Annotated in this window: 27 protein-coding genes; 1 reads left to right on the top strand and 26 read right to left on the bottom strand. The window is 61.6% G+C overall.

Annotated features, from left to right (window positions below; translation table 11 throughout):
* Positions 1–9: 9 nt before the first annotated feature.
* The 5 genes from pgaC to DOM57_RS07035 all read right to left on the bottom strand — a co-directional run bounded on the left by pgaC (position 10) and on the right by DOM57_RS07035 (position 8,838).
* Positions 10–1,296 (bottom strand): poly-beta-1,6-N-acetyl-D-glucosamine synthase, encoded by a 1,287-nt coding sequence (pgaC, locus tag DOM57_RS07055; RefSeq protein WP_110648519.1) that lies wholly within the window; start codon positions 1,294–1,296, stop codon positions 10–12.
* Positions 1,293–3,473 carry a poly-beta-1,6-N-acetyl-D-glucosamine N-deacetylase PgaB gene (gene pgaB, locus DOM57_RS07050; protein ID WP_204352888.1) on the bottom strand — a complete coding sequence of 727 codons (2,181 nt, stop codon included), beginning with the start codon at positions 3,471–3,473 and terminating at the stop codon, positions 1,293–1,295. The genes pgaC and pgaB overlap by 4 nt, the downstream gene beginning before the upstream one ends.
* Positions 3,473–5,587: a poly-beta-1,6 N-acetyl-D-glucosamine export porin PgaA gene (pgaA, locus tag DOM57_RS07045; RefSeq protein ID WP_162619467.1), complete on the bottom strand. Its 2,115-nt coding sequence runs from the start codon at positions 5,585–5,587 to the stop codon at positions 3,473–3,475. The genes pgaB and pgaA overlap by 1 nt, the downstream gene beginning before the upstream one ends.
* Positions 5,588–6,836: 1,249 nt before the next feature.
* Positions 6,837–7,418: a single-stranded DNA-binding protein gene (locus DOM57_RS07040; RefSeq protein WP_110648517.1), complete on the bottom strand. Its 582-nt coding sequence runs from the start codon at positions 7,416–7,418 to the stop codon at positions 6,837–6,839.
* Between the two features lie 37 nt (positions 7,419–7,455).
* Positions 7,456–8,838, bottom strand: a complete 1,383-nt coding sequence (locus tag DOM57_RS07035; protein WP_204352887.1) for an MFS transporter — start codon at positions 8,836–8,838, stop codon at positions 7,456–7,458.
* A 192-nt stretch (positions 8,839–9,030) separates the two neighbouring features.
* Here DOM57_RS07035 and uvrA point away from each other — a divergent pair, with 192 nt between their 5' ends.
* A complete protein-coding gene (uvrA, locus tag DOM57_RS07030; protein WP_110648516.1) occupies positions 9,031–11,889 on the top strand; it encodes an excinuclease ABC subunit UvrA in 2,859 nt (952 codons plus the stop codon).
* Positions 11,890–12,006: 117 nt separating this feature from the next.
* On the opposite strand, the gene rplQ is transcribed toward uvrA, so the two are convergent.
* The 21 genes from rplQ to rpsC form a co-directional block, all read right to left on the bottom strand.
* Positions 12,007–12,393: a 50S ribosomal protein L17 gene (gene rplQ, locus DOM57_RS07025; RefSeq protein ID WP_110648515.1), complete on the bottom strand. Its 387-nt coding sequence runs from the start codon at positions 12,391–12,393 to the stop codon at positions 12,007–12,009.
* Between the two features lie 68 nt (positions 12,394–12,461).
* On the bottom strand, positions 12,462–13,460 hold the full coding sequence (locus DOM57_RS07020; RefSeq protein WP_110648514.1) for a DNA-directed RNA polymerase subunit alpha: 999 nt from the start codon (positions 13,458–13,460) through the stop codon (positions 12,462–12,464).
* 80 nt (positions 13,461–13,540) lie between these two features.
* Positions 13,541–14,161, bottom strand: a complete 621-nt coding sequence (rpsD, locus tag DOM57_RS07015; RefSeq protein ID WP_110648513.1) for a 30S ribosomal protein S4 — start codon at positions 14,159–14,161, stop codon at positions 13,541–13,543.
* Between the two features lie 12 nt (positions 14,162–14,173).
* A complete protein-coding gene (gene rpsK / locus DOM57_RS07010; protein WP_096276490.1) occupies positions 14,174–14,560 on the bottom strand; it encodes a 30S ribosomal protein S11 in 387 nt (128 codons plus the stop codon).
* Between the two features lie 36 nt (positions 14,561–14,596).
* Positions 14,597–14,953, bottom strand: a complete 357-nt coding sequence (gene rpsM / locus DOM57_RS07005) for a 30S ribosomal protein S13 (protein ID WP_110648512.1) — start codon at positions 14,951–14,953, stop codon at positions 14,597–14,599.
* Positions 14,954–15,078: 125 nt separating this feature from the next.
* Positions 15,079–15,192 carry a 50S ribosomal protein L36 gene (gene rpmJ / locus DOM57_RS07000; RefSeq protein WP_031384759.1) on the bottom strand — a complete coding sequence of 38 codons (114 nt, stop codon included), beginning with the start codon at positions 15,190–15,192 and terminating at the stop codon, positions 15,079–15,081.
* 30 nt (positions 15,193–15,222) lie between these two features.
* The gene (gene secY / locus DOM57_RS06995) at positions 15,223–16,557 is read right to left on the bottom strand and encodes a preprotein translocase subunit SecY (RefSeq protein WP_110648511.1); all 1,335 of its coding nucleotides are present in this window, start codon (positions 16,555–16,557) and stop codon (positions 15,223–15,225) included.
* Positions 16,558–16,992 carry a 50S ribosomal protein L15 gene (gene rplO, locus DOM57_RS06990; protein WP_110648510.1) on the bottom strand — a complete coding sequence of 145 codons (435 nt, stop codon included), beginning with the start codon at positions 16,990–16,992 and terminating at the stop codon, positions 16,558–16,560.
* A gap of 3 nt (positions 16,993–16,995) precedes the next feature.
* Entirely contained in the window at positions 16,996–17,178 is a 183-nt protein-coding gene (gene rpmD / locus DOM57_RS06985) for a 50S ribosomal protein L30 (protein WP_110648586.1), read from the bottom strand.
* Positions 17,179–17,184: 6 nt separating this feature from the next.
* On the bottom strand, positions 17,185–17,685 hold the full coding sequence (gene rpsE / locus DOM57_RS06980) for a 30S ribosomal protein S5 (protein WP_035470394.1): 501 nt from the start codon (positions 17,683–17,685) through the stop codon (positions 17,185–17,187).
* A gap of 11 nt (positions 17,686–17,696) precedes the next feature.
* A complete protein-coding gene (gene rplR / locus DOM57_RS06975; RefSeq protein WP_110648509.1) occupies positions 17,697–18,047 on the bottom strand; it encodes a 50S ribosomal protein L18 in 351 nt (116 codons plus the stop codon).
* Positions 18,048–18,056: 9 nt separating this feature from the next.
* Positions 18,057–18,587, bottom strand: coding sequence for a 50S ribosomal protein L6 (gene rplF, locus DOM57_RS06970; RefSeq protein ID WP_110648508.1), 531 nt, complete (start codon positions 18,585–18,587; stop codon positions 18,057–18,059).
* 9 nt (positions 18,588–18,596) lie between these two features.
* Entirely contained in the window at positions 18,597–18,989 is a 393-nt protein-coding gene (gene rpsH / locus DOM57_RS06965; protein ID WP_110648507.1) for a 30S ribosomal protein S8, read from the bottom strand.
* Positions 18,990–19,021: 32 nt separating this feature from the next.
* Positions 19,022–19,327 (bottom strand): 30S ribosomal protein S14, encoded by a 306-nt coding sequence (gene rpsN, locus DOM57_RS06960; RefSeq protein ID WP_110648506.1) that lies wholly within the window; start codon positions 19,325–19,327, stop codon positions 19,022–19,024.
* Positions 19,328–19,337: 10 nt separating this feature from the next.
* Positions 19,338–19,877 (bottom strand): 50S ribosomal protein L5, encoded by a 540-nt coding sequence (rplE, locus tag DOM57_RS06955; RefSeq protein WP_110648505.1) that lies wholly within the window; start codon positions 19,875–19,877, stop codon positions 19,338–19,340.
* An 18-nt stretch (positions 19,878–19,895) separates the two neighbouring features.
* The gene (gene rplX / locus DOM57_RS06950; protein WP_110648504.1) at positions 19,896–20,213 is read right to left on the bottom strand and encodes a 50S ribosomal protein L24; all 318 of its coding nucleotides are present in this window, start codon (positions 20,211–20,213) and stop codon (positions 19,896–19,898) included.
* 14 nt (positions 20,214–20,227) lie between these two features.
* The gene (rplN, locus tag DOM57_RS06945; RefSeq protein ID WP_089688530.1) at positions 20,228–20,599 is read right to left on the bottom strand and encodes a 50S ribosomal protein L14; all 372 of its coding nucleotides are present in this window, start codon (positions 20,597–20,599) and stop codon (positions 20,228–20,230) included.
* Positions 20,600–20,652: 53 nt separating this feature from the next.
* Positions 20,653–20,913: a 30S ribosomal protein S17 gene (gene rpsQ, locus DOM57_RS06940; RefSeq protein WP_110648503.1), complete on the bottom strand. Its 261-nt coding sequence runs from the start codon at positions 20,911–20,913 to the stop codon at positions 20,653–20,655.
* A complete protein-coding gene (gene rpmC, locus DOM57_RS06935; RefSeq protein WP_071230713.1) occupies positions 20,913–21,107 on the bottom strand; it encodes a 50S ribosomal protein L29 in 195 nt (64 codons plus the stop codon). The genes rpsQ and rpmC overlap by 1 nt, the downstream gene beginning before the upstream one ends.
* Positions 21,107–21,520 carry a 50S ribosomal protein L16 gene (rplP, locus tag DOM57_RS06930; RefSeq protein ID WP_110648502.1) on the bottom strand — a complete coding sequence of 138 codons (414 nt, stop codon included), beginning with the start codon at positions 21,518–21,520 and terminating at the stop codon, positions 21,107–21,109. The genes rpmC and rplP overlap by 1 nt, the downstream gene beginning before the upstream one ends.
* 14 nt (positions 21,521–21,534) lie before the next feature.
* Positions 21,535–22,236, bottom strand: coding sequence for a 30S ribosomal protein S3 (gene rpsC / locus DOM57_RS06925; protein ID WP_110648501.1), 702 nt, complete (start codon positions 22,234–22,236; stop codon positions 21,535–21,537).
* Between the last annotated feature and the right edge of the window lie 5 nt (positions 22,237–22,241).

Raw genomic sequence — 22,241 nt, 5'->3', positions numbered from 1 at the left:
AAACTCCTGTCAGGATTGAATGCCGCGGTCCGGGCTCTTCCAGCGCGCCCGCTGACGGCGCGACGCCAGCAGCGTCTTGGGCACGGCCACCACGGCGGTCAGCGTCGACAGCGTCCAGTAGAGCAGCGGATACCAGATCACCCAGAAGTAGTGGCGCAGGAATCCCGCGCGCTCGTAGCGCTGGTCGATGCTCAAGCTGACCAGGAACTGACTCAGGCAGGTCGCGCCCAGCAGCAAGCCGTTCCACTGCGGCAGCAGCGTCGCCACCTGCCAGCGCGGCGGCAGCGGTACGAACCAACCCACGCAGAACAGTATGGCGATGGTCAGCATGACGTAGGCCCACACCAGGCTGGTAAGATACTCCAGCGCCACGCCCCAGAACCGACGCTGGCGCCAGGCTAGCAGACGCCGACCGTAGCGCAGCATCACCTCGACGCCGCCCTGGGCCCAGCGCAGCCGCTGCTGCCACAGCCCCTTGAGCGTTTCCGGCATGTAGATGTAGCAGAGCGCCTCGGGCTCGAAGCGAATGTCCCAGTGATGGATCTGCAGCCGCCAGGAGACGTCGATGTCCTCGGTCACCATGTCGGCGCGCCAGTAACCGATGCTGTCCAGCGCGGCCCGATTGAAGCCGGTGATCACGCCGGAGACGGTGAAGATCCGGCCGTAAGTCCGCTGGGCGCGCTTGATCAGGCCGATGATCGAGGAGAACTCGCCGACCTGGATCTTGCCCAGCAGCGTCGAACGGTTGAGGATGCGCGGGTTGCCGGTGACCGCCCCGACCCGCGGCCCTCCGGTCAGGTGTTGCATCATCCAGTACACCGCGTAGGGGTGAAGCAACGCGTCGCCGTCGATGCACACCAGATAATCCGACGGCGCTGCCAGCGCACCCGCCCTCAGCGCCACCGCCTTGCCCTGATTGGTAGCGAAATGAATCACGCGCAGTCGCTCGTACTTTTCGGCCAGACGATCGAGAATCGCCCCGGTCCCGTCATGACTGCCGTCATTGATGGCAATGACATCGAAATCCGGATAGCGCGTCGCCAGCGCGTAGCGGATGGTCTGCTCGACCTGATCCGCCTCGTCGAAGCAGGGAATGATGATGCTGGCATGTGGCACGTCCGGGCCCAACGTTTCGAGACGTGGCGTCATGTCCTTGCCGCGCTCGCGACGCAGATAGAACCAGAGCCCGCCGATGATCCACATCCACGCCATCAAGATCGGGTAGTAGAAGGCGAATCCGAACATCGCGTCCCGCCAGTCGATGACCGCGAACCAGGCTTCGATATCGACGTTCATGGTTGACTCCGGAGACGCGAGGTCGACCAGTTTGAGGCCGAATGGGGAAATTCGTTTAAGCTCATGCCCTCGAAGGCGGGCTGGAACGCCGGTTTGCCGGTAATGAAATCGTCCGGGTAGTAGGCGAGATTCAACGCGCCGCGCCGTACCAGTTGCTGCATCCAGCCCTTGAAGCGCTGCGGCTCGATCCAACGCTGCCGTGCCCAATCGTACGCCTGCAGCTCGAACACCGTCTTGTTGAGCCCTCGGGGATGGCGCATCACCCGATCGACCAACCCATCCAGCCATTCACTTGCCGACCGGGCGTCGCGCGTCATAGCGGCGGCGTCGAGATAGGGCATCGCCATCAATGCCACTTCGTCGTAATTCTCCAGAAACGGCCCCAGCGCCTGGGCGAAACGTGTCTCCGCGGCAGGGTCGAGCACGACTCGCGGGTACAGGTTTCGCGCCACCCGGAAGCGGTTGCTGAGATTGACGTACTCGCGTGCGCCATCGATCGCCCCGTGGCTGAAATCGATCAAGGCCCGGGTCTTGTCGCGAGCGCTAAGAGCGCAGTCGGTGATCGCTCGCTGGCTCCCCGGCCAGCGCGCCTCGGGGGCGCAGGCCTGAGCATCTTCATTGGCAGCCAGATAGGCGTCATCGTGAATCAGCATGCCGTTGATGCCCGGCGTGTTGCGGGCCAGATCGGCATAGATGCCACGGACGATATCCAGCGACGCCGGCCGAAACGGGCTGAGCCGTCGGTAGTCGCGCTCGGCGACGCGCAGCTCGCCACCCGTGCCCTGAACCTTCACTGCCAGACGCTGCTGACGGTCCTGGTCCGGCAGATCGAAGGCCAGCAGCGGCAGCCATGCGTAGACATCGACGCCCGCGCGCGTCTTGAGCTGCCAGGCGACGCGATTGAACAGATCGGCCCGCATCGGCAGAACGTCGTTGGGAAAATAGAGCGATGACGCCGTGCCATCGCCGTCCGGATCGGCGAACGCCTGCAGATAGACCGTGCGCACCTGCATCGCCTGCAGGCGGTCCAGCAAGGCGCTGAGATTGGCATTGACCTGCTCGGGGTCCGGATCGTAGAGAGTGTCGAGGTCGACCTGGATGGCACGCTGTATGCGTTTGGGCGGGTCGACCGTCTGCGCGATCTGGGCTTCGACGGTCACCGGGTCCGGGTCGTCCATGACCAGGAAGCGGCCGAAGACGGGGCTGCTAGCCGGCGTGGACAGGCGCTGGTCGCCGAGGCCGAAGGTGAAGCGATAGCCCGCCTCTCTGGCAATCGATTCCGTTTCGGCGTTGGTCGCCCCATAGGGCCAGACCAGGACGCGCGGGCGGATACCTGTCTTGTTCTCGATGATATCGGCACTACGCTCCAGATCGTCACGGACGCGCTGACGATAATCGGCATCGCTTTCATATGCACCGCTGGCAGCGTCGTATTCTCGCACCAGGGCGGCCGGCTCGACGTTGCCCTGGGGGTTGGCCAGAATGCCATGATGAAGATCGTTAGTGTGCGAGGCGACCTCCACCAGCCCGGATGCCTGCATCTCACGCACCTGCGCCCAGTTGACGAAGCCGGCTCGTCCGCGCTCGCGGCCGTTGTAGCGCACCTCGTTCGTGGGATCCGGCGCACTGTCACCGCGAATGACCGCCCCCGCTTCCGGTTGCGCCGCCACCGGATCGGTGTCGACCGCGTCGACGGTATTGCCGCCGTTCACCTTGTCTATCCAGCCAGTTTCGACAGCGAAAAGAGCCGGGTAATCGAACGCCCGGAGCAGCGGAAAAACCCGGGTATAGAAGCTGGCCAGGCCGTCGTCGAAACTCAGCAGGACAGCGTTATGCGGTAGTGGTGGCCCGCCATCGCGAGCGGCCCGAACGTCGTTCAGCGAGATCGGATGCCAGTCGTTGGCTGCCAACCAGTCGAACAGCGCTGCCAGTCGCCGGGTACTCACAGAGTAAGGGTCGCGATCCACCGCCGGCTGCGTATCGTCGCGAACATCGTGAAAAGCCAGCGTCACGAAATGGCCGGCGGGGATCTGCAACGTCGCCGCCTTCTCGGGCACGCCGACCGGCGTCTGTGTCTGAGACTGTGCCAAGGCGGACATGGACAGACTCCCCATCAGTGCCATCAGCATCCAACGAATGACGATCGCTCGCGTCGTTTGACTCACCAGCGCACTCATCACAACACTCCCTCGAAACCCAGCTGTCCGTACCAGCGCTTCTCGCGCTCGCCTTCGTACTCGTGGCTGCCCCAACCGACGCCGTAATTGATCGACCAGGTTCGCGTCAGTTGCCAGGTGTGACCGTAGAGCGCGTCATAGCCAGGCGCGCTGCCGTAGCCGCTCTCCCATTCCGATGCCGCACCCAGCGACACGTTTTGAGTGAACGCGCGGTTGTAGCGCCGCCAGGTGAGCCAGTCGTGTTCCAAGGTCAGCCCCACGGCGCGAGTGTCTTCCGGGTTGTAGTAGTCGGTATCGATCCGACTGTTGTGCTCGGCGGAGAGCAAGCCGATCAGCCGCGTCTGGTGGTGGGCGCTGGCCTGTATACGCTGGGTGAGATCGGCAGCGATGTCGCTGCGCAGGTTGCCGTCGCTGATATCGAGCGCAGCGAGGGTCAGCGTCGCCTCACGGGACTCGTTCTGTCGCCAGGTCACTTGTCCCTGATAGAGCCTCCCATCCAGATCGTCACGTTCGGCGCGCAGCGGCGTCTCCGGCGACTGCGTCTGGGTTCGTAGCTGGTACTGCCAGTGGTCGTCGAGCCACTGCGACCAACCGAGCTCGAGCCCGACATCATCACCGAAACGTTCACCGCTCAGCGCCGCCCACCAGTGCCGGCGCAGCCATTGGCGCTCGACGCCGACGCCTTGCCGGTCGTGGCGCTCCGCGCCCTCTTCATAGTCGCTCCATTGATAGGTCTGTTCGACATAGGCCCGATAGCCTCCCTCGCTCCAGGGCGAGTTCAAGCGCAACTGATATTCCCTGTCCCGGCTACCGTTGACGGCATTGCCACCGTCGGAGCGGCCGACAACGCCCTGCCCCTCGATGGAGAAGTGCTGGCGATCCTGCCACTCGAGATGGTTACGCCGAATCGCGCTGTCGCTCGGAAACTGCTCGGCCAGCGGCTCGATGGTGTGTTGCCAGCGCGGAAAGTTCTCCAGATCCTGGGCGTTCTCGGCAATGTTCAATCGCGTGGCCTGATCGCTGGGCGCATAGGCTGCTGCCAGCTCGGCGGTCGACTGCGCCTCTTGATACCAACCGCGGGCGCGCTGCACGGTCGCCAGACTATTGATCACGTCGGTATTGCGCGGCGCCTGTTGGTAAAGACGCTCTGCACGAGCCAACGCCTGCGCTTCATGATTACGATAGGTGGCATCGAGCACCTGCAGACGATCGACCTCGCTACGCTCCCAGTTGGGTACCGGTGGCGTCTTGGGATTCGACCGCGATCGCCAGACCGGTGTCTGGGCATCCATCTGCGCGAGCATCTCGGCCGCCGCCTCGTAGTCTTCGCTTTCAATCAGCGCGTAGTAGTAGCCGGTGCGCAGCGTCAGCGGCGTCTGCGAACTCGCATCCATCACTTCGCGATAGAGCGCCGCGGCCTTCTCCGGTTGCCGGCGAGCGAGATAGGCATCGGCCACTGCGCCCTTGGCGTAGGCCGACACAGCGATCGAGTCCTCCCGCAACGCCTGATAGGCGGCGAGCACGTCATCGAAGCGATGCATCTGTCGTAAAACGATCAGACGATCTAGCCGAGTCCGCTGGCTGGCGTCGCTGCCCGGAGCGAAGCGATCGAGATTGGCATTCAGCGTGTTCAATGACCGCGCCAGGGCAACGTCGCGCGTTGCATAGCGCTGACGCTGCTCGTGCCGGGATTGCTCCTGCACCCCGTCACGAATTTCGGCCGTGGCGACATCGGCGCGGAAGCGCTCCTGCGTTGCGGATGGCCATTCTGGCTGCCACTGCTGCCGCAGCCGCTCGGCACGACGGTAAGCCCCCAGGTTGGCGAGGCTGGATATTCGGGTCTGATGGGCCTGAGCGTTGTCCGGCGCATAGGTCAGCACCCGCTGCGCCAGTTGCAGCGCGATGGCCGGATGCCCCTGCTGGCGCTGACGCTCGGCAATGCCTGCGAGGTCGTCGGCGTCGGGGTTACCCGCGGGGCCGGGGCGAATGTCACTCCCGTAAGCGCTTGCCGGCGCATTCGGCGCCGGCAATTGGCCATCCGGGAAGCGCTCCGCCGCATGGACCAGCGTCAGCGGCAATACCGTCATCAGGCCAATCGCCAACCGCCCGGTCATGCTGCCGACGAGAGGAGCCCTGGAAAGCCTGGCACAAGCAGAAAGAGAAAACCGATCAGGGTCGATACGCGGAACACTCGAGAGAAAACGATCTCCCACTGCCCACATAACCCGATCGCAAAAGCGAAGAGTCCGCATAAGAAAACAACATCACCGTTAATTCCGTTAACACTCTGTTGCGAGAGCACTCAAATCCTTTGAGTGAGGTGTTAAAAACCTAGGCCAACTTAGAGGCTAAAAAGAGATCTTACAAATTAGTAAATATTGATATATTTATGTGTCTCATGGTTTTCAAGAATTCACCAATGCAGACCTGACAACAAAAATAATCACTAACACTATGATTTGACGGTAAAGAAATGCTGCAGAAACGGAGAAAGGCATCTCCAAATATCTGCAAAACGTCGAAGACATCAGACGGATGGCAGACAAAGCATACAGCCGATTCACAGCAATCTTCGCATGGTCAAACACTCAAGCGATTGAAAAGCTTCACGCGGTTCTCCGCCATGCATGTCCGTTACAGGACGTCAGAATCGGGTAGGAGGGGCCGTCACCGGCCCCGTCCTCCCCCACCACCGTACGTACGGTTCCGTATACGGCGGTTCCTGTCACCCGTTGCCGGGCTTGAGCTTCGTTCCGCCGAATCTACCCGCCTGAAATGGCTAGAACGCTTCGACAGTCCTTGGGTTTCCGACCTGCCTACAGTTATCGAGAGCCCTCTTGCGAGGCATCTGTTCGCCATAATCCAGAGAGCAGCCAACTATCCGCTCGTGACAGATTCAGCCCTTCAGTTGGCGGTGACCAACCTACTACGGCGTCTGCTGACTTCTGGCAGTCCATCCCGATGCCTCTCGACATCGGTAGCCTTGCGGCAGACCACCAGACCTCCCAGGGTAAGACGCGCGACCTTCCCGCTTATACCTGTCGGATTTACGTCATGGCGTTCCGTGCAAGTTTTGGGCTTTGAGTCTAATGGCCCTCTCACCCCGCCATGCCGCCTCGTATCCGCTTCCTGTTCGTCAGGCCAGCGTTTTGCCTTCAGCTTTCTTCAGATTCCACCTCGCGATGGACACCCTTGCCGTTCGGCTAGCACTTCCCCTTGCCGGGCGTGCAGGGGACTTTCACCCCCAAGTCATCCGGCCAGCACCACCTGTACCGGAACAGCGCCATACCTGGCGCACTACAAGAAACCCCGCATCAGCGGGGTCTGTGTGAATTAAAATTTACGTTTTTTCTTAGGTAACCGCTAAAACGGGATTTCGTCGTCGAAATCATCGAAGCTGCCGGGATTCGGCGCGCCGTAGTTCGGGTTCTGATTGGGCTGGGAGGGGTGCTGCTGGGGTTGACCGGGCTGCGGAGGGCGCTGCTGGGGCTGTGAATTGCCGCCATAGTTGCCCTGCTGCGGCTGCTGACCGTAGCCGCCAGGCTGCGGCGCACCGCCATACTGATTCTGCGGCTGCTGGGCGTAGTCCGCCCCGCCCTGACCGCCGCCGCGGGAGTCGAGCATCTGCATGTCGTTGGCGACGATCTCGGTCGAATAGCGGTCCTGTCCGTCCTGTCCCTGCCATTTACGCGTCTGCAGGCGCCCCTCGATGTAGATCCGGGAGCCTTTCTTGACGTACTGCTGGGCGATCTCCGCCAGCTTGTTGAACAGCACCACACTGTGCCATTCGGTGCGCTCCTGACGCTGGCCGCTCTGGCGGTCGGTCCAGCTGTCGGTGGTTGCGATGCGCAGGTTGCACACCGGATTACCCGACGGCAGGAAGCGGACTTCCGGATCCTGTCCCAGGTTGCCGATCAGGATGACTTTGTTCACACCTCGGGCCATCGTTGTCTCCTCGCATTCCTGCGTTGCGACGCCGTCTTCAGGCGTCGGTTCGTTGCCATTGGTTGCCTGCAATTCGGGCCAGCGCCTCGACATCCAGGCGCTGACGGTCGACCTTGAGATAGGCGACCTGCTCTTCGGGTACGACTATCACGTCCTCAACTCCGGCGACCGAGGCAAAACGTTCGAGCAGTGTATCTAGCATGCCCATCGAATGCGCGTCGAGGGCGACGATTTCACTGGACAGATGCCGTGGTGCGGGCATCTTCCACACCAGCGTCAACCAGATCGCACCGATCACCGCGCCGCCGAGGAACACGCTCTGGATCCCGAACGCCTGCGATAGCGCGCCGCCCAGGGTGCCGCCGAGAAAGGCGCCAAGGAACTGGCTGGTCGAGTAGATCCCCATCGCCGTGCCCTTGGCCCCGGCGGGAGCGAGCTTGCTGATCATCGAGGGCAGTGTCGCCTCGAGCAGATTGAAGACCACGAAGAAGCCCCACAGCAGGGTCAGCAGGGCCACGCGGTCCGTGGCCAGCTCGCTGAAGCCGAGCAGGATCAGCGTCATTGCCGCCACGGCGCCGACGAAGACCGGTTTCATCTTGCGGTATTTTTCGGCCACCACGACCAGCGGGATCATGCCGATGAAGGCCAGCGCCATCACCGGCAGGTAGACCCAGCCATGATGCGCCGGCGCGAAGCCGAGCGCCTCCAGTCGAAACGGCAAGGCGGTGAAGCAGGCGGTCAGAATCAGATGCAGGGCGAAAATCGAGAAATCCAGCCGCAGCAGATCGCCCCGCCCCAGGGTCGCGCGCAACTGCCGACGATCGAGCCCGACGTCACGGTGGGGCATGCGCCGTGGCGCCTTCGGCACCAGCTTCCACAGGATCAGCAAGGCGCAGGCGGAGAGCGCCGCGGTGAACCAGAACACGCCGGCGAGCCCGCCGACGTCTGCGATCAACGGACCCACGACCATGGCCACGGCGAAGGCGACACCGATCGACAGGCCGATGGTCGCCATCGCGGCGGTGCGGATCTCCTCGCGGGTCTGGTCCGCCAGCAGCGCCATGATGGCACCGGCGACGGCACCGCTGCCCTGCAGGCAGCGCCCGACGATGATACCGACGATGGAGGTGGCATTGGCGGCGATGAGGCTACCGATGATGAACAGGATCAGGCCGAAGCCGATGACCGTCTTGCGTCCGATACGGTCGGAGAGCAAGCCGAAGGGAATCTGCAGGATCGCCTGGGTCAGGCCGTAGCCCCCCAGGGCAAGGCCGACGAGAAACGGCGTGGCACCATCGAGATGGTCGGCGTACAGCGCCAGCACCGGCAGCACCATGAACAGTCCGAGCATGCGCGAGGCATAGAGACTGGCCAGGCCGACGATGGCGCGTCGTTCGGTAACGAGAAAACGAGACGTCATGGTAACAATCGCACTGGTGGAAAACTCGGCGAAGCCGAGGATGGATCGGAACGAACGGGATATTTTACCGCTCGCCTGTGATGAGTGAAAGCAAACGGGGGCATGCAGTCGTTTATCGGCACTCTCCGCCTTTGCCGCGGATTTGACCGGGGACCTATAATGGTCGTTTACGCGCCATATCACGAGGTAGTCATGGACAGCATTCTGGTCAGGGGCGCACGCACCCATAACCTGAAGAACATCGATGTCGAACTGCCACGTGACAAATTGATCGTGGTCACCGGTCTTTCCGGTTCGGGCAAGTCCTCGCTGGCGTTCGATACCCTGTATGCCGAGGGGCAGCGGCGCTACGTCGAATCGTTGTCGACCTACGCCCGGCAATTCCTGTCGATGATGGAGAAACCCGACGTCGACCATATCGAGGGACTGTCGCCGGCGATCTCCATCGAACAGAAATCGACCTCTCACAACCCGCGCTCGACCGTCGGCACCATTACCGAGATCTACGACTACCTGCGCCTGCTGTTCGCCCGCGCCGGCACCCCGCGCTGCCCGGATCACGACGAGGAACTCGAGGCCCAGACGGTGTCGCAGATGGTCGACCAGGTGCTGGCACTGCCCGAAGGCAGCCGGCTGATGCTGCTGGCGCCGGTGGTCAAGGGACGCAAGGGCGAGCATCAGCAACTGATCAGCGAACTGCGCGCCCAGGGTTTCGTGCGTGCGGTGATCGACGGCGACACGGTCGAGCTCGACGACGTGCCGACGCTGGACAAGAAGCGCAAGCACGACATCAGCGTGGTGGTCGATCGCATCAAGGTCCGCCCCGACCTGCAGCAGCGCCTGGCGGAGTCGTTCGAGACGGCGCTCAATCTCGCCGACGGTACCGCGGTGATCCATTTCATGGATGGCGAGCAGGCCGACATCGCCTTCTCCTCGCGCTTCGCCTGTCCCATCTGCGGCTACTCGCTCTCCGAGCTCGAGCCACGGCTGTTCTCGTTCAACAACCCGGCCGGCGCCTGCCCGACCTGCGACGGGCTCGGCGTGCGCCAGTATTTCGATCCCGACAAGCTGATCAGCCATCCCGAGCTATCGCTCGCCGAGGGCGCGATCAAGGGCTGGGACCGGCGCAGCATCTACTATTTCAGTCAGCTCCAGGCCGTGGCCGAGCATTACCGCTTCAGCCTCGACACGGCGTGGAACGAACTGGCACGCCACGAGCGCGACATCGTGCTCAACGGCAGCGGCCGCGACGAGATCGCCTTCAGTTACGTCAACGACCGCGGCCGCAAGGTCGTCCGCGAGCATCCATTCGAGGGTGTACTGCCCAATCTGGAACGCCGCTACCGCGAGACCGAGTCGTCGATGGTGCGCGACGACCTGGCCAAGTATCTGGCCGTGCGCCCCTGCCCGACCTGCGACGGCAGCCGACTGAAGCGTGAGGCGCGCCACGTATTCATCGACGGCCATAATCTTCCGGCGCTCGTGCAGATGCCGGTGGGTGAGGCATGGGAGTACTTCGGCCAGCTGCGCCTGCCGGGGCGCAAGGGCGAGATCGCGCTCAAGATCGTCCACGAAATCCATGCCCGTCTCGAATTCCTGGTCAACGTCGGCCTCGACTACCTGACCCTGGAGCGCAGCGCCGACACCCTTTCCGGCGGCGAGGCCCAGCGTATCCGCCTGGCAAGCCAGATCGGCGCCGGCCTGGTCGGGGTGATGTACATCCTCGACGAGCCCTCGATCGGCCTGCATCAACGCGACAACGACCGCCTGTTGCGCACGCTGACCCGGCTACGCGACCTCGGTAACACGGTGATCGTGGTCGAGCACGACGAGGACGCCATCCGCGCTGCCGATCATGTGCTCGACATCGGTCCCGGCGCGGGTGTCCATGGCGGCACCATCGTCGCCCAGGGCACGCCCAAGCAGATCGAGGCCGCGTCCCACTCGTTGACCGGCCAGTACCTTTCCGGCAAACGTGCCATCGAAGTGCCGCCGCATCGCATTCCGGTCAACCCCGAGAAGCAGCTCCATCTGCGCGGCGCCAGCGGCAACAATCTGCAGAACGTCGACCTGTCGCTGCCGCTGGGGTTGTTCGTCTGCGTCACCGGCGTTTCCGGTTCGGGCAAGTCGACGCTGATCAATTCGACCCTGATGCCGATCGCCGCCCGCGAACTCAACCGCGCGACGACGCTGTCGCCGGCGCCCTATCGCAGCATCCAGGGGCTCGATCAGCTCGACAAGATCATCGATATCGACCAGAGCCCGATCGGGCGCACGCCGCGCTCCAACCCGGCCACCTATACCGGCATCTTCACCCCGATTCGCGAGCTGTTCTCAGGAACCCAGGAGGCGCGTTCGCGCGGTTACAAGCCGGGGCGTTTCAGCTTCAACGTCAAGGGCGGGCGCTGCGAGGCGTGTCAGGGCGAGGGCATGATCAAGGTCGAGATGCACTTCCTGCCGGACATCTACGTTCCCTGCGACGTCTGCAAGGGCAAGCGCTACAACCGCGAGACGCTGGAGATCCACTACAAGGGCAAGAACATCCATGAAGTCCTCGAGATGACCATCGAGGAAGCGCTGGAATTCTTCAGCCCGGTACCGGCGATCGCGCGCCGCCTGCAGACGCTGATGGACGTCGGACTCTCCTACGTGCGTCTGGGCCAGAGCGCGACCACGCTCTCCGGCGGCGAGGCCCAGCGCGTCAAGCTGGCCCGCGAGCTGGCCAAGCGCGACACCGGCCAGACCCTCTACATACTCGACGAGCCGACCACCGGCCTGCACTTCGAGGACATTCGCCAGTTGCTCGGCGTACTCCACCGGCTGCGCGATCACGGCAACTCGGTCGTGGTGATCGAGCACAATCTCGATGTGATCAAGACCGCCGACTGGCTGATCGACCTGGGCCCGGAGGGCGGCTCCGGTGGTGGCCGAATCATCGCCGAAGGCACCCCGGAGCAGGTGGCGGCACTCGAGCACTCGCATACCGGACGCTTCCTGGCGCCATTGCTGCCCGAGCCGAAGACTGGCAGGTCAAAGGCCCAACGCGCGTAAACCGATGGCGCCATCGGCGCCGTCAGACGCCACCGGCCCCTTTTCGTGACATGCAAGCAAAAGAAAACCGGCTGCCCANNTGGGCAGCCGGTTTTTGTCGTGCAAGAAGCCTGGGACTTATTCGTCGCCAGCGGCTTCCTGGACGGCCGGACGATCGACCAGCTCGATGTAAGCCATCGGCGCGTTGTCGCCAGTGCGGTAGCCGCACTTCAGCACACGGACGTAACCGCCCGGGCGATTGGCGTAACGCGGGCCAAGCTCGTTGAAGAGCTTGCCGACGGCTTCCTTGGAGCGGGTGCGGCTGAACGCCAGACGGCGATTCGCCACGCTATCCTGCTTGGCCAGGGTGATCAGCGGCTCGATATGACGACGCAGCTCCTTGGCCTTGGGCAGGGTAGTCTTGATCACTTCATGCTCGACCAGCGAGATGCACATGTTCTTGAACATGGCGTGCCGATGCGAGCTGGTCCGATTCAGATGACGACCACTCTTACGATGACGCATGATTGCTATTCCTTACCAAACTGGTGATTCGAGTCGGCACACGGGCTCTCGACCCAGGGCTCGAGCCCTCAGGCGGAAGCCTTGTCGTCCTTCAGACTCGCCGGCGGCCAGTTTTCCAGCCGCATGCCGAGCGAAAGACCGCGCGAAGCCAACACGTCCTTGATCTCGTTCAAGGACTTCTTGCCAAGGTTCGGCGTCTTGAGCAGCTCGACTTCCGTGCGCTGAATCAAATCGCCAATGTAGTAAATATTCTCGGCCTTCAAGCAGTTGGCGCTGCGAACCGTGAGTTCGAGATCGTCCACGGGACGCAGAAGAATCGGATCGATCTGATCTTCTTCCTCTTCGATTTCCTGCTCTCTGTCAGCTTCGAGGTCGACGAAGGCGGCCAGTTGCTCCTGAAGAATGGTCGCGCTGCGACGAATCGCTTCCTCGGGGTCCAAGGTGCCGTCAGTTTCGAGATCGATGACCAGCTTATCGAGATCGGTGCGCTGTTCGACACGCGCCGCTTCGACCGCGTAGGAAACGCGGCGCACGGGGCTGAAAGTCGCATCCAGCTGCAGCCGACCGATGGCACGGGATTCGTCCTCGTCGGAGAGACGTGCATCCGCGGGCTCGTAACCACGACCACGCACGATCTTGAGCTGCATTTTCAGCTCGCTGCCGTCGTTGAGGTGCGCAATCACGTGATCCGGATTGACGATTTCGACATCGTGATCGACGGCGATATCGCCTGCGGTCATGACACCGGGGCCCTGCTTGTTCAGGGTCAGGACGGCTTCGTCGCGACCATGCATCTTGATGGCCACGTCCTTGAGATTCAAAAGGATCTCGATGACGTCTTCCTGGACACCTTCGATGGCGCTGTATTCATGCAGCACGCCGTCGATTTCCGCTTCGACCACGGCACAGCCGGGCATCGAAGAGAGCAGGATGCGACGCAGCGCATTCCCCAGGGTATGGCCGAAACCACGCTCGAAGGGTTCCAGCACGATCTTGGCGTGATGTGCGCTGACCTCTTCGACCTTGATGTCGCGGGGACGGAGAAACTCTGTCACTGAACGCTGCATATGAACACCTTCTCAGGCTGCCAAACGAATATCGGTACTCCCGCCGGAATCGGATCGCCTGGGCGATCCGATCCTCAGGCTTACTTGGAGTACAGCTCGACGATCAGGTTTTCGTTGATGTCGGCAGACAGGTCGCCGCGTTCCGGGACAGCCTTGAAAGTGCCTTCCATCTTCTTCGAATCGACGTCGATCCACACCACGTCGCCGCGGTTGGCGGCGATGGACAGCGCCTGCTGGATACGGGCCTGGTTCTTGGCCTTCTCACGCACAGACACGACGTCGCCGGGACGCACCTGATAGGACGCCACGTTAACGGTACGGCCGTTGACCGCGATCGCCTTGTGGCTGACCAACTGGCGTGACTCGTTACGCGTGGAGCCGAAGCCCATGCGATAGACCACGTTGTCCAGTCGGCATTCCAGCAACTGCAACAGGGATTCACCGGTCGCCCCTTTCAGGCGAGCCGCTTCCTTGTAGTAGTTGCGGAACTGTTTTTCGAGTACGCCGTAGATACGACGCACTTTCTGCTTCTCGCGAAGCTGCAAGCCGTAGTCGGAAAGACGCTGACGGCGCTGGCCGTGCACACCCGGGATCTGCTCGGATTTGCACTTCTTCTCGAAGGGAGTCACACCGCTCTTCAGAAAGAGGTCGGTGCCTTCACGACGAGACAGTTTACACTTGGGACCAAGATAACGAGCCATGAGTCTGTCTCCTTAAACGCGGCGTTTCTTCGGCGGACGACACCCGTTGTGCGGGATCGGCGTCGCGTCAGTGATGCTCTGCACACGGAAGCCGGCGGCATTCAATGCACGCACGGCGGACTCACGGCCAGGACCGGGGCCCTTGACCAGCACGTCGACGTTTTTCACACCATACTCGGCTGCAGCGGTCGCTGCACGTTCACTCGCCACTTGAGCTGCGAACGGGGTGCTCTTGCGAGAACCACGAAAACCCGAACCACCGGCAGTCGCCCAAGAAAGCGCGTTGCCCTGGCGGTCTGTGATCGTCACGATCGTATTGTTAAAAGAGGCGTGGATGTGCGCGATGGCGTCCACTACCTGCTTTTTAACCTTTTTACGGTTACTACGCGGGTTAGCCATGTTGATGTTTCCTGATCTTAAACGCCGGAACGTTAATTACTTACGAATCGGTTTACGCGGTCCCTTGCGGGTACGCGCGTTGGTCTTGGTACGCTGCCCACGCAGCGGAAGACCACGACGATGGCGCAGACCACGGTAGCAACCCAAGTCCATGAGACGCTTGATGTTCAGCGTCACATCACGGCGCAGGTCGCCTTCTACGGTGTACTTACCCACTTCGGTACGCAGGGTGTCGAGCGCTTCGCCAGACAGTTCCTGAATCTTGGTGGTCGGTGCGATGCCGGCTGCGGTGCAGATTTCCTGCGCACGCGTACGGCCAATCCCGTAGATGTAGGTCAGCGAGATCGCCGCATGCTTGTTGTCCGGGATATTGACGCCTGCAATACGGGCCATCAGCTTACTCCGAATGTTGAGTGGCTTGCTCGTTAGTCGTCCACAAAGGGCGCGATAGCATACCCCTTGACCTCTCTCAAGGCAAGGGGAATGCCATGGCCCGCTTTAACTTGCAGCGTCGGGGATCAACCCTGACGCTGCTTGTGACGCGGTTCGGTGCAAATCACGCGAACCGCGCCGTTGCGCCGAATGATCTTGCAGTTACGGCACATTTTCTTTACAGAAGCTCGAACTTTCATCGTTCTCTCCAAATGCTCTCTCGCGGAGGCTCAGCGCATCAGGCCGCCGCTACCGTAGCCTTTCAGGTTCGACTTCTTCATCACCGATTCATACTGGTGAGACATCAAGTGCGATTGAACCTGGGCCATGAAGTCCATGATCACCACGACCACGATCAGCAGCGAGGTACCGCCGAAGTAGAACGGCACCTGCCAGGCCACCACCAGGAACTGCGGCATCAACGACACCAGGGTGATGTAGAGCGCGCCGAACAGGGTCAGTCGCGTCATCACCTTGTCGATGTAGCGAGACGTCTGCTCTCCCGGACGAATCCCCGGCAGGAAGGCACCGGACTTCTTCAGGTTGTCGGCGACATCCTTGGGATTGAACACCAACGCCGTATAGAAGAAGCAGAAGAACAACACTGCCGCCGCGAACAGGATGATGTACAGCGGCGCTCCCGGGGCGAGTTGCTGCGAGGCCACTTGCAGCCATTCGAGACCGTCGCCCTGACCGAGCCACTGACCGATCGAGCCCGGGAACAGCAGAATGCTGGACGCGAAGATCGGCGGAATCACCCCCGCCATGTTGACCTTCAACGGCAGGTAGCTGCTCTGACCGGCATACATCTTGTTGCCGACCTGACGGCGCGGATAGTTCACCGTGATGCGGCGCTGGCCGCGCTCGATGAACACCACGAACGCCACCGTGGCGATCCCGAGGATCGATAGCGCCAGCAAAGGCAGGACGTTCCAGGCACCGTCATTACGTGCCAGCTCGAACGACTGACCGATCGCGCTCGGCAGCCCGGCCACGATCCCGGCGAAGATGATCAGCGAAATACCGTTGCCGATCCCTTTCTCGGTGATCTGCTCGCCCAGCCACATCAGGAACACGGCCCCGGCCACGAAGGTGACGACGGCGGTGAAGTAGAAGCTGATGCCACCGGTATAGGCAACGCCCTGACTGACCAGACCAACTGACATACCGCTCGCCTGGATCAACGCCAGCAACACCGTGCCGTAGCGGGTGTACTGGTTGATCTTCCGGCGCCCGGCCTCGCCTTCCTTCTTCAGCGCTTCGAGCTGAGGCGATACCGCGGTCAGAAGCTGCATGATGATCGACGCGGAGATGTACGGCATGATCCCCAGCGCGAAGATACTCATGCGCTGCAGCGCACCCCCCGAGAACATGTTGAACATGCCCAGGATGGTGCCCTGGTTCTCCCGAAACAGGGCAGCCAGCTGGTCAGGATCGATGCCGGGGACGGGGATGTGGGCACCGATGCGGTACACCACGATCGCGATGAAGACGAAACGCAGGCGTGCCCACAGCTCGCTGAGACCACTACCCATGTTCGCCGGCATGTTTCCTGACTTAGCCATTTAGTCCTCTACCTTGCCACCGGCCGCTTCGATCGCAGCGCGTGCACCTTTGGTGACCTTGAGGCCACGTACGGTAATCGCCTTGTTCAGCTCGCCGGACAGAATGACCTTGGCGTACTCGGTGGCATCCTTGAGCACGTTGGCCTTCTTGAGGCTGTCGAGATCGGCGACGTCGCCCTCGACCTTGGCCAACTCGGCCAGACGAACCTCTTCGGACACCAGCGCCTTCCGCGAGGTGAAACCGAACTTCGGCAGACGACGCTGCAGCGGCATCTGACCGCCTTCGAAGCCCGGCTTGACCGAGCCGCCGGAGCGGGACTTCAGGCCCTTGTGACCACGGCCACCGGTCTTGCCCAGACCGGAGCCGATGCCACGCCCGACGCGCTTCTCGGCATGCTTGGAACCCGGAGCCGGGCTTAAGCTATTGAGTTTCATGGATTACTCTCCCTCGACTCGAACAAGGTAACGAACCCTGTTGATCATGCCGCGAACGGCGGGGGTGTCTTCCAGCTCGACCGAGTGCCCGATGCGACGCAGCCCAAGACCTTTCATGGTGGCCTTGTGCTTTTGCAGGACACCGATGGTGCTGCGGGTCTGGGTGATTTTGATCGTCTCTGCCATGGTCACTTACCCCGCCAGTTCTTCGACAGACAGGCCACGCTTGGCGGCGATGTCTTCCGGAGACTGCATGGATGCAAGCCCCTTGATGGTAGCGCGCACCACGTTCACCGGGTTGGTGGAGCCGTAGCACTTGGCCAGAACGTCATGCACGCCAGCCAGTTCGAGCACGGAGCGCATGGCGCCGCCGGCGATGATGCCGGTACCTTCGGAAGCCGGCTGCATGAATACCTTGGATGCACCGTGGCGGGCGCGAACCGGGTACTGCAGCGTGCTGCCGCTAAGGCTGACTTTGACCATGTTGCGACGAGCCTGGTCCATGGCCTTCTGGATCGCGACCGGCACTTCACGCGCCTTGCCACGACCGAAGCCGACCCGGCCGTTGCCATCGCCAACGACGGTCAGCGCGGTGAAACCGAAGATACGGCCACCCTTGACCACCTTGGCGACGCGGTTGACCTGCACCAGCTTCTCTTGCAGATCTCCGCCCTTCTGTTCGTTATTCGCCATCGTAAAACCCTTTAGAATTGCAGACCGCCTTCGCGTGCGGCATCCGCCAACGCCTTGACACGCCCGTGGTACTGGAAACCAGCGCGGTCGAAGGCTACCTGAGAGATACCGGCATCCTTGGCGCGCTCGGCAATCAGAGCACCCACTTTGGCGGCCGCATCGGCGTTGCCGGTGGCCCCTTCGCGCAGGCTCTTGTCCAGCGTGGAAGCGCTGGCCAGGACTTTGCCGCCGTCCGGCGAGATAATCTGCGCATAGATGTGACGCGGGGTGCGGTTGACGCACAGGCGGTACACACCCAGATCGCGGATCTTGGCGCGCGCGCGGCGGGCACGACGGAGACGGGATTCTTTCTTCGCGTTCATAACCCTGCCTTACTTCTTCTTGGCTTCTTTGCGGCGGACTTGTTCGTCGCTGTACCGAACCCCTTTGCCCTTGTAGGGCTCCGGCGGACGGAAGGCACGAATTTCCGCTGCCACCTGGCCGAGCTTCTGCTTGTCCGCGCTTTTCAGCACGATCGTGGTGTTCTTGGGCGTTTCCGCCGTAACACCTTCGGGCAGCGTATAGTCGATCGGGTGGGAGAAACCGAGTGTCAGATTCAGCGTCTTGCCACTTGCCTGGGCACGATAGCCGACGCCATTGATTTCCAGCGACCGAGTGAAACCCTCGGAAGCGCCGGTGACCATGTTCTGGACCAGGGCACGGGTGGTGCCGACCATGGCCCAGCTCTTTGCCTGCTCACTGGGAGCAAAGGTCAGCTGGCCGTCTTCCTGAGCGATCTTCACGTCGGGATGTACGGTCAGTTCTAGCGTGCCCTGGCCGCCCTTGACGGACAGTTGGTCGCCGTCGAACTTGACCTCGACGCCGCTGGGCAGTTTAACCGGATACTTGGCTACGCGAGACATTACTCACTCCTAGAATACGGTGCAGATGACTTCACCACCGACACCCGCCTGGCGTGCCGCGCGATCGGTCATGACCCCCTGGGAGGTGGTGACGATCGCCACGCCCAGACCGTCCGAGACCTTGGGCAGATCGCTCTTGCCCTTGTAGATCCGCAGTGACGGCTTGGACACGCGCTGGAGGTGCTCGATGACCGGCTTGCCCTCGAAATACTTGAGGGTCACGGTCAGCTCGGGCTTGGCGCCCTCGGTAACCGCATAGTCGGTGACGTAGCCTTCCTGCTTGAGTACGCGGGCCACCTCGACCTTGAGCTTGGAAGACGGCATGGTGACCGTCTCCTTGGTGGCCATCTGCGCATTGCGGATACGGGTGAACATATCCGCCAGAGTATCTTGCATGCTCATTTACATTGCGCTCCTGAATTCCTCGACGTGGCTTACCAGCTGGACTTCTTCAGTCCAGGGACATCGCCACGCATGGCAGCTTCGCGCAGCTTGTTACGGGCCAGTCCGAACTTGTTGTAGTAACCGTGCGGACGGCCGGTAACGCGGCAGCGGTTGCGCTGGCGGACCTGACTGGAGTCCCGCGGCAACTGTTGCAGCTTCAGCTGAGCGTCGAAGCGCTCTTCGTCAGAAGCGTTGACGTCATAGATGACGCTCTTGAGCGCGGCACGCTTGGCGGCGTATTTGTCGACCAGCTTCGCGCGCTTGAGCTCACGCTCAATCATGCTTTTCTTTGCCATGAATCCACCCTTATTGCTTGAACGGGAAGTTCAGCGCGCTCAACAGCGCACGGCCTTCTTCGTCGGTGATGGCGCTGGTCGTGATGGTGACATCCAGACCTCGAATCCGGTCGATCTTATCATATTCGATCTCCGGGAAGATGATCTGCTCACGTACGCCCATGGAGTAGTTACCGCGGCCGTCGAAGGATTTCGGGTTGAGACCGCGGAAGTCACGCACGCGAGGAATCGCGATGTTGACCAGACGATCCAGGAAATCCCACATCCGTTCGCGGCGCAGCGTCACCTTGACGCCGATCGGCCAGCCTTCGCGGACCTTGAAGCCTGCGATCGACTTGCGCGCCTTGGTCACCACCGGCTTCTGACCGGAGAGCTTCTCCAGGTCGCCGATGGCATTTTCGATCAGCTTCTTGTCGCTGGTCGCTTCGCCGATGCCCATGTTCAGCGTCACCTTGGTGATCCGGGGCACCTGCATCACGTTGGCGTAGCTGAACTGCTCTTTGAGCTGCGCTACGACCTCGTTCTGATAACGTTCTTTCAAGTTCGCCATTTTGCTACCCGACTCGCGTTAGGCGTCGATCTGCTTCTGCGTCGACTTGTAGATACGTACCTTGGTACCGTCTTCCTGCAGCTGGAAGCCGACGCGATCCGCCTTGCCGGTCTCCGCGTTGAAGATGGCCACGTTGGACGCATGGATCGGAGCCTCACGCTCGACGATACCCCCCGGGTTACCCAGCATGGGGTTGGGCTTGGTATGGCGCTTGACCATGTTCACGCCCGAGACGACATAACGGTCGTCTTTGAGGACGCGCTTGATCGTGCCACGCTTGCCCTTGTCCTTGCCGGCGATGACGATGACTTCGTCGTCACGTTTGATCTTGTGCATATCCGCCTCGCTCCTTACAGCACTTCGGGCGCCAAGGAAATGATCTTCATGAACTTCTCGGTACGAAGTTCACGAGTAACCGGCCCGAAGATACGGGTACCGATCGGCTGTTCGTTGGTGTTGTTCAACAAAACCGCCGCATTTCCATCGAAGCGAATCAGCGAGCCGTCGTTACGACGAACACCGCTGCGCGTACGCACGACAACGGCCTTGAGGACCTGGCCTTTCTTGACCTTGCCCCGCGGAATCGCTTCCTTGACCGTCACTTTGATGATGTCGCCAACGCGGGCGTAACGGCGATGTGAACCGCCCAGCACCTTGATGCACTGCACCCGGCGCGCGCCGCTGTTGTCGGCGACATCCAGCATTGTCTGAGTCTGAATCATTGGTTTTCTCCAAACCTAATCTGACTGCACTGGTTCAGAAGGCGCTGTCGGGCTCAGCCCTTGGCCTGCTCGACCACCTCGACCAACGTCCAGGCTTTCTTCTTGGACAGCGGACGGCATTCCTGAATGGAAACCGTGTCGCCGAGCCGTGCCTGATTCGCCTCGTCATGGGCGTGCAGCTTGGTGGAGCGCTTCATGTACTTGCCGTAGATCGGGTGACGCTCGCGGCGCTCGATCAATACGACAATCGACTTTTCCATCTTGTCGCTCACGACCTTGCCGGTGAGCGTACGAGCTTTGCTTGCTTCAGCCATTATTGGTCACCTGCCTTCTGGTTGAGCACAGTCTTGACGCGAGCAATGTCGCGACGTACCTGCTTGAGCAGGTGCGTCTGGCTCAGCTGGCCGGTAGCCTTCTGCATCCGCAGATTGAACTGCTCGCGGAGCAGTTCGAAGAGCTGCTCTTGCAGTGCATCGACTGACTTTTCACGCATTTCGTTGGCTTTCATCACATCACCGTCCGTTTCACAAAGGTGGTGGAGATGGGCATTTTCTGTGCCGCCAGAGAGAAGGCTTCACGCGCCAGCTCTTCGGAAACACCTTCGATTTCGTAGAGCACCTTGCCCGGCTGAATCTGCGCGACCCAGTACTCGACGGAACCCTTACCTTTACCCATACGAACCTCGAGCGGCTTCTGGGTGATCGGCTTGTCCGGGAATACACGGATCCAGATCTTGCCACCACGCTTGACGTGACGGGTGATCGCACGACGACCGGCTTCGATCTGACGTGCGGTGATACGGCCGCGATCGGTGGCCTTGAGACCGAAGTCCCCGAAGCTCACCTTGCTGCCGCGATGCGCCAGGCCGCGGTTACGACCTTTCTGCACCTTGCGGAACTTTGTACGCTTGGGTTGCAACATCGATCAGTCTCCCCTTACCTGGAACCTTTCTTCTTGGGTGCGGGTGCCTGAGCCTGCTGCTTCTGCTTGGCACGCACCTCTTCGATGCCCCCGAGGATCTCGCCCTTGAAGATCCACACCTTGACGCCGATGACGCCGTAAGTGGTGTGCGCTTCATAGGTGGCGTAGTCGATGTCGGCACGCAGCGTATGAAGCGGCACGCGACCTTCGCGATACCACTCGGTACGCGCGATCTCCGCACCACCGAGACGACCGGAGAGCTGCACCTTGATGCCGCCGGCGCCCAGACGCATGGCGTTTTGAACGGCGCGCTTCATGGCGCGACGGAACATCACGCGACGCTCGAGCTGACCGGCGATGTTCTGCGCGACCAGGGCGGCGTCGAGTTCCGGCTTGCGGACTTCTTCGATGTTGACGTGCACCGGCACACCCATCATGCGGGTGACATCCTGGCGCAGACGATCGACGTCCTCGCCCTTCTTACCGATCACGATGCCCGGACGGGCGGTGTGAATGGTGACACGGGCATTGTTGGCCGGACGTTCGATGGTGATGCGGCTCACGGAAGCGTTCTTCAAACGCTCCTCGAGATAGCGACGCACCTCCAGATCGTTGTTCAGTTTGTCGGCATAGGCGCCACGCTCGGCATACCAGACCGACGAGTGATCCTTGACGATGCCCAGTCGGATACCGACTGGATTGACTTTCTGACCCATCTGGT

Origin of the sequence: Salinicola peritrichatus (assembly GCF_003206715.1) — a bacterium.
In the GTDB taxonomy this organism is placed as follows: Bacteria; Pseudomonadota; Gammaproteobacteria; order Pseudomonadales; family Halomonadaceae; genus Salinicola; species Salinicola peritrichatus.
This window is presented reverse-complemented; position numbering and strand designations above follow the sequence as displayed.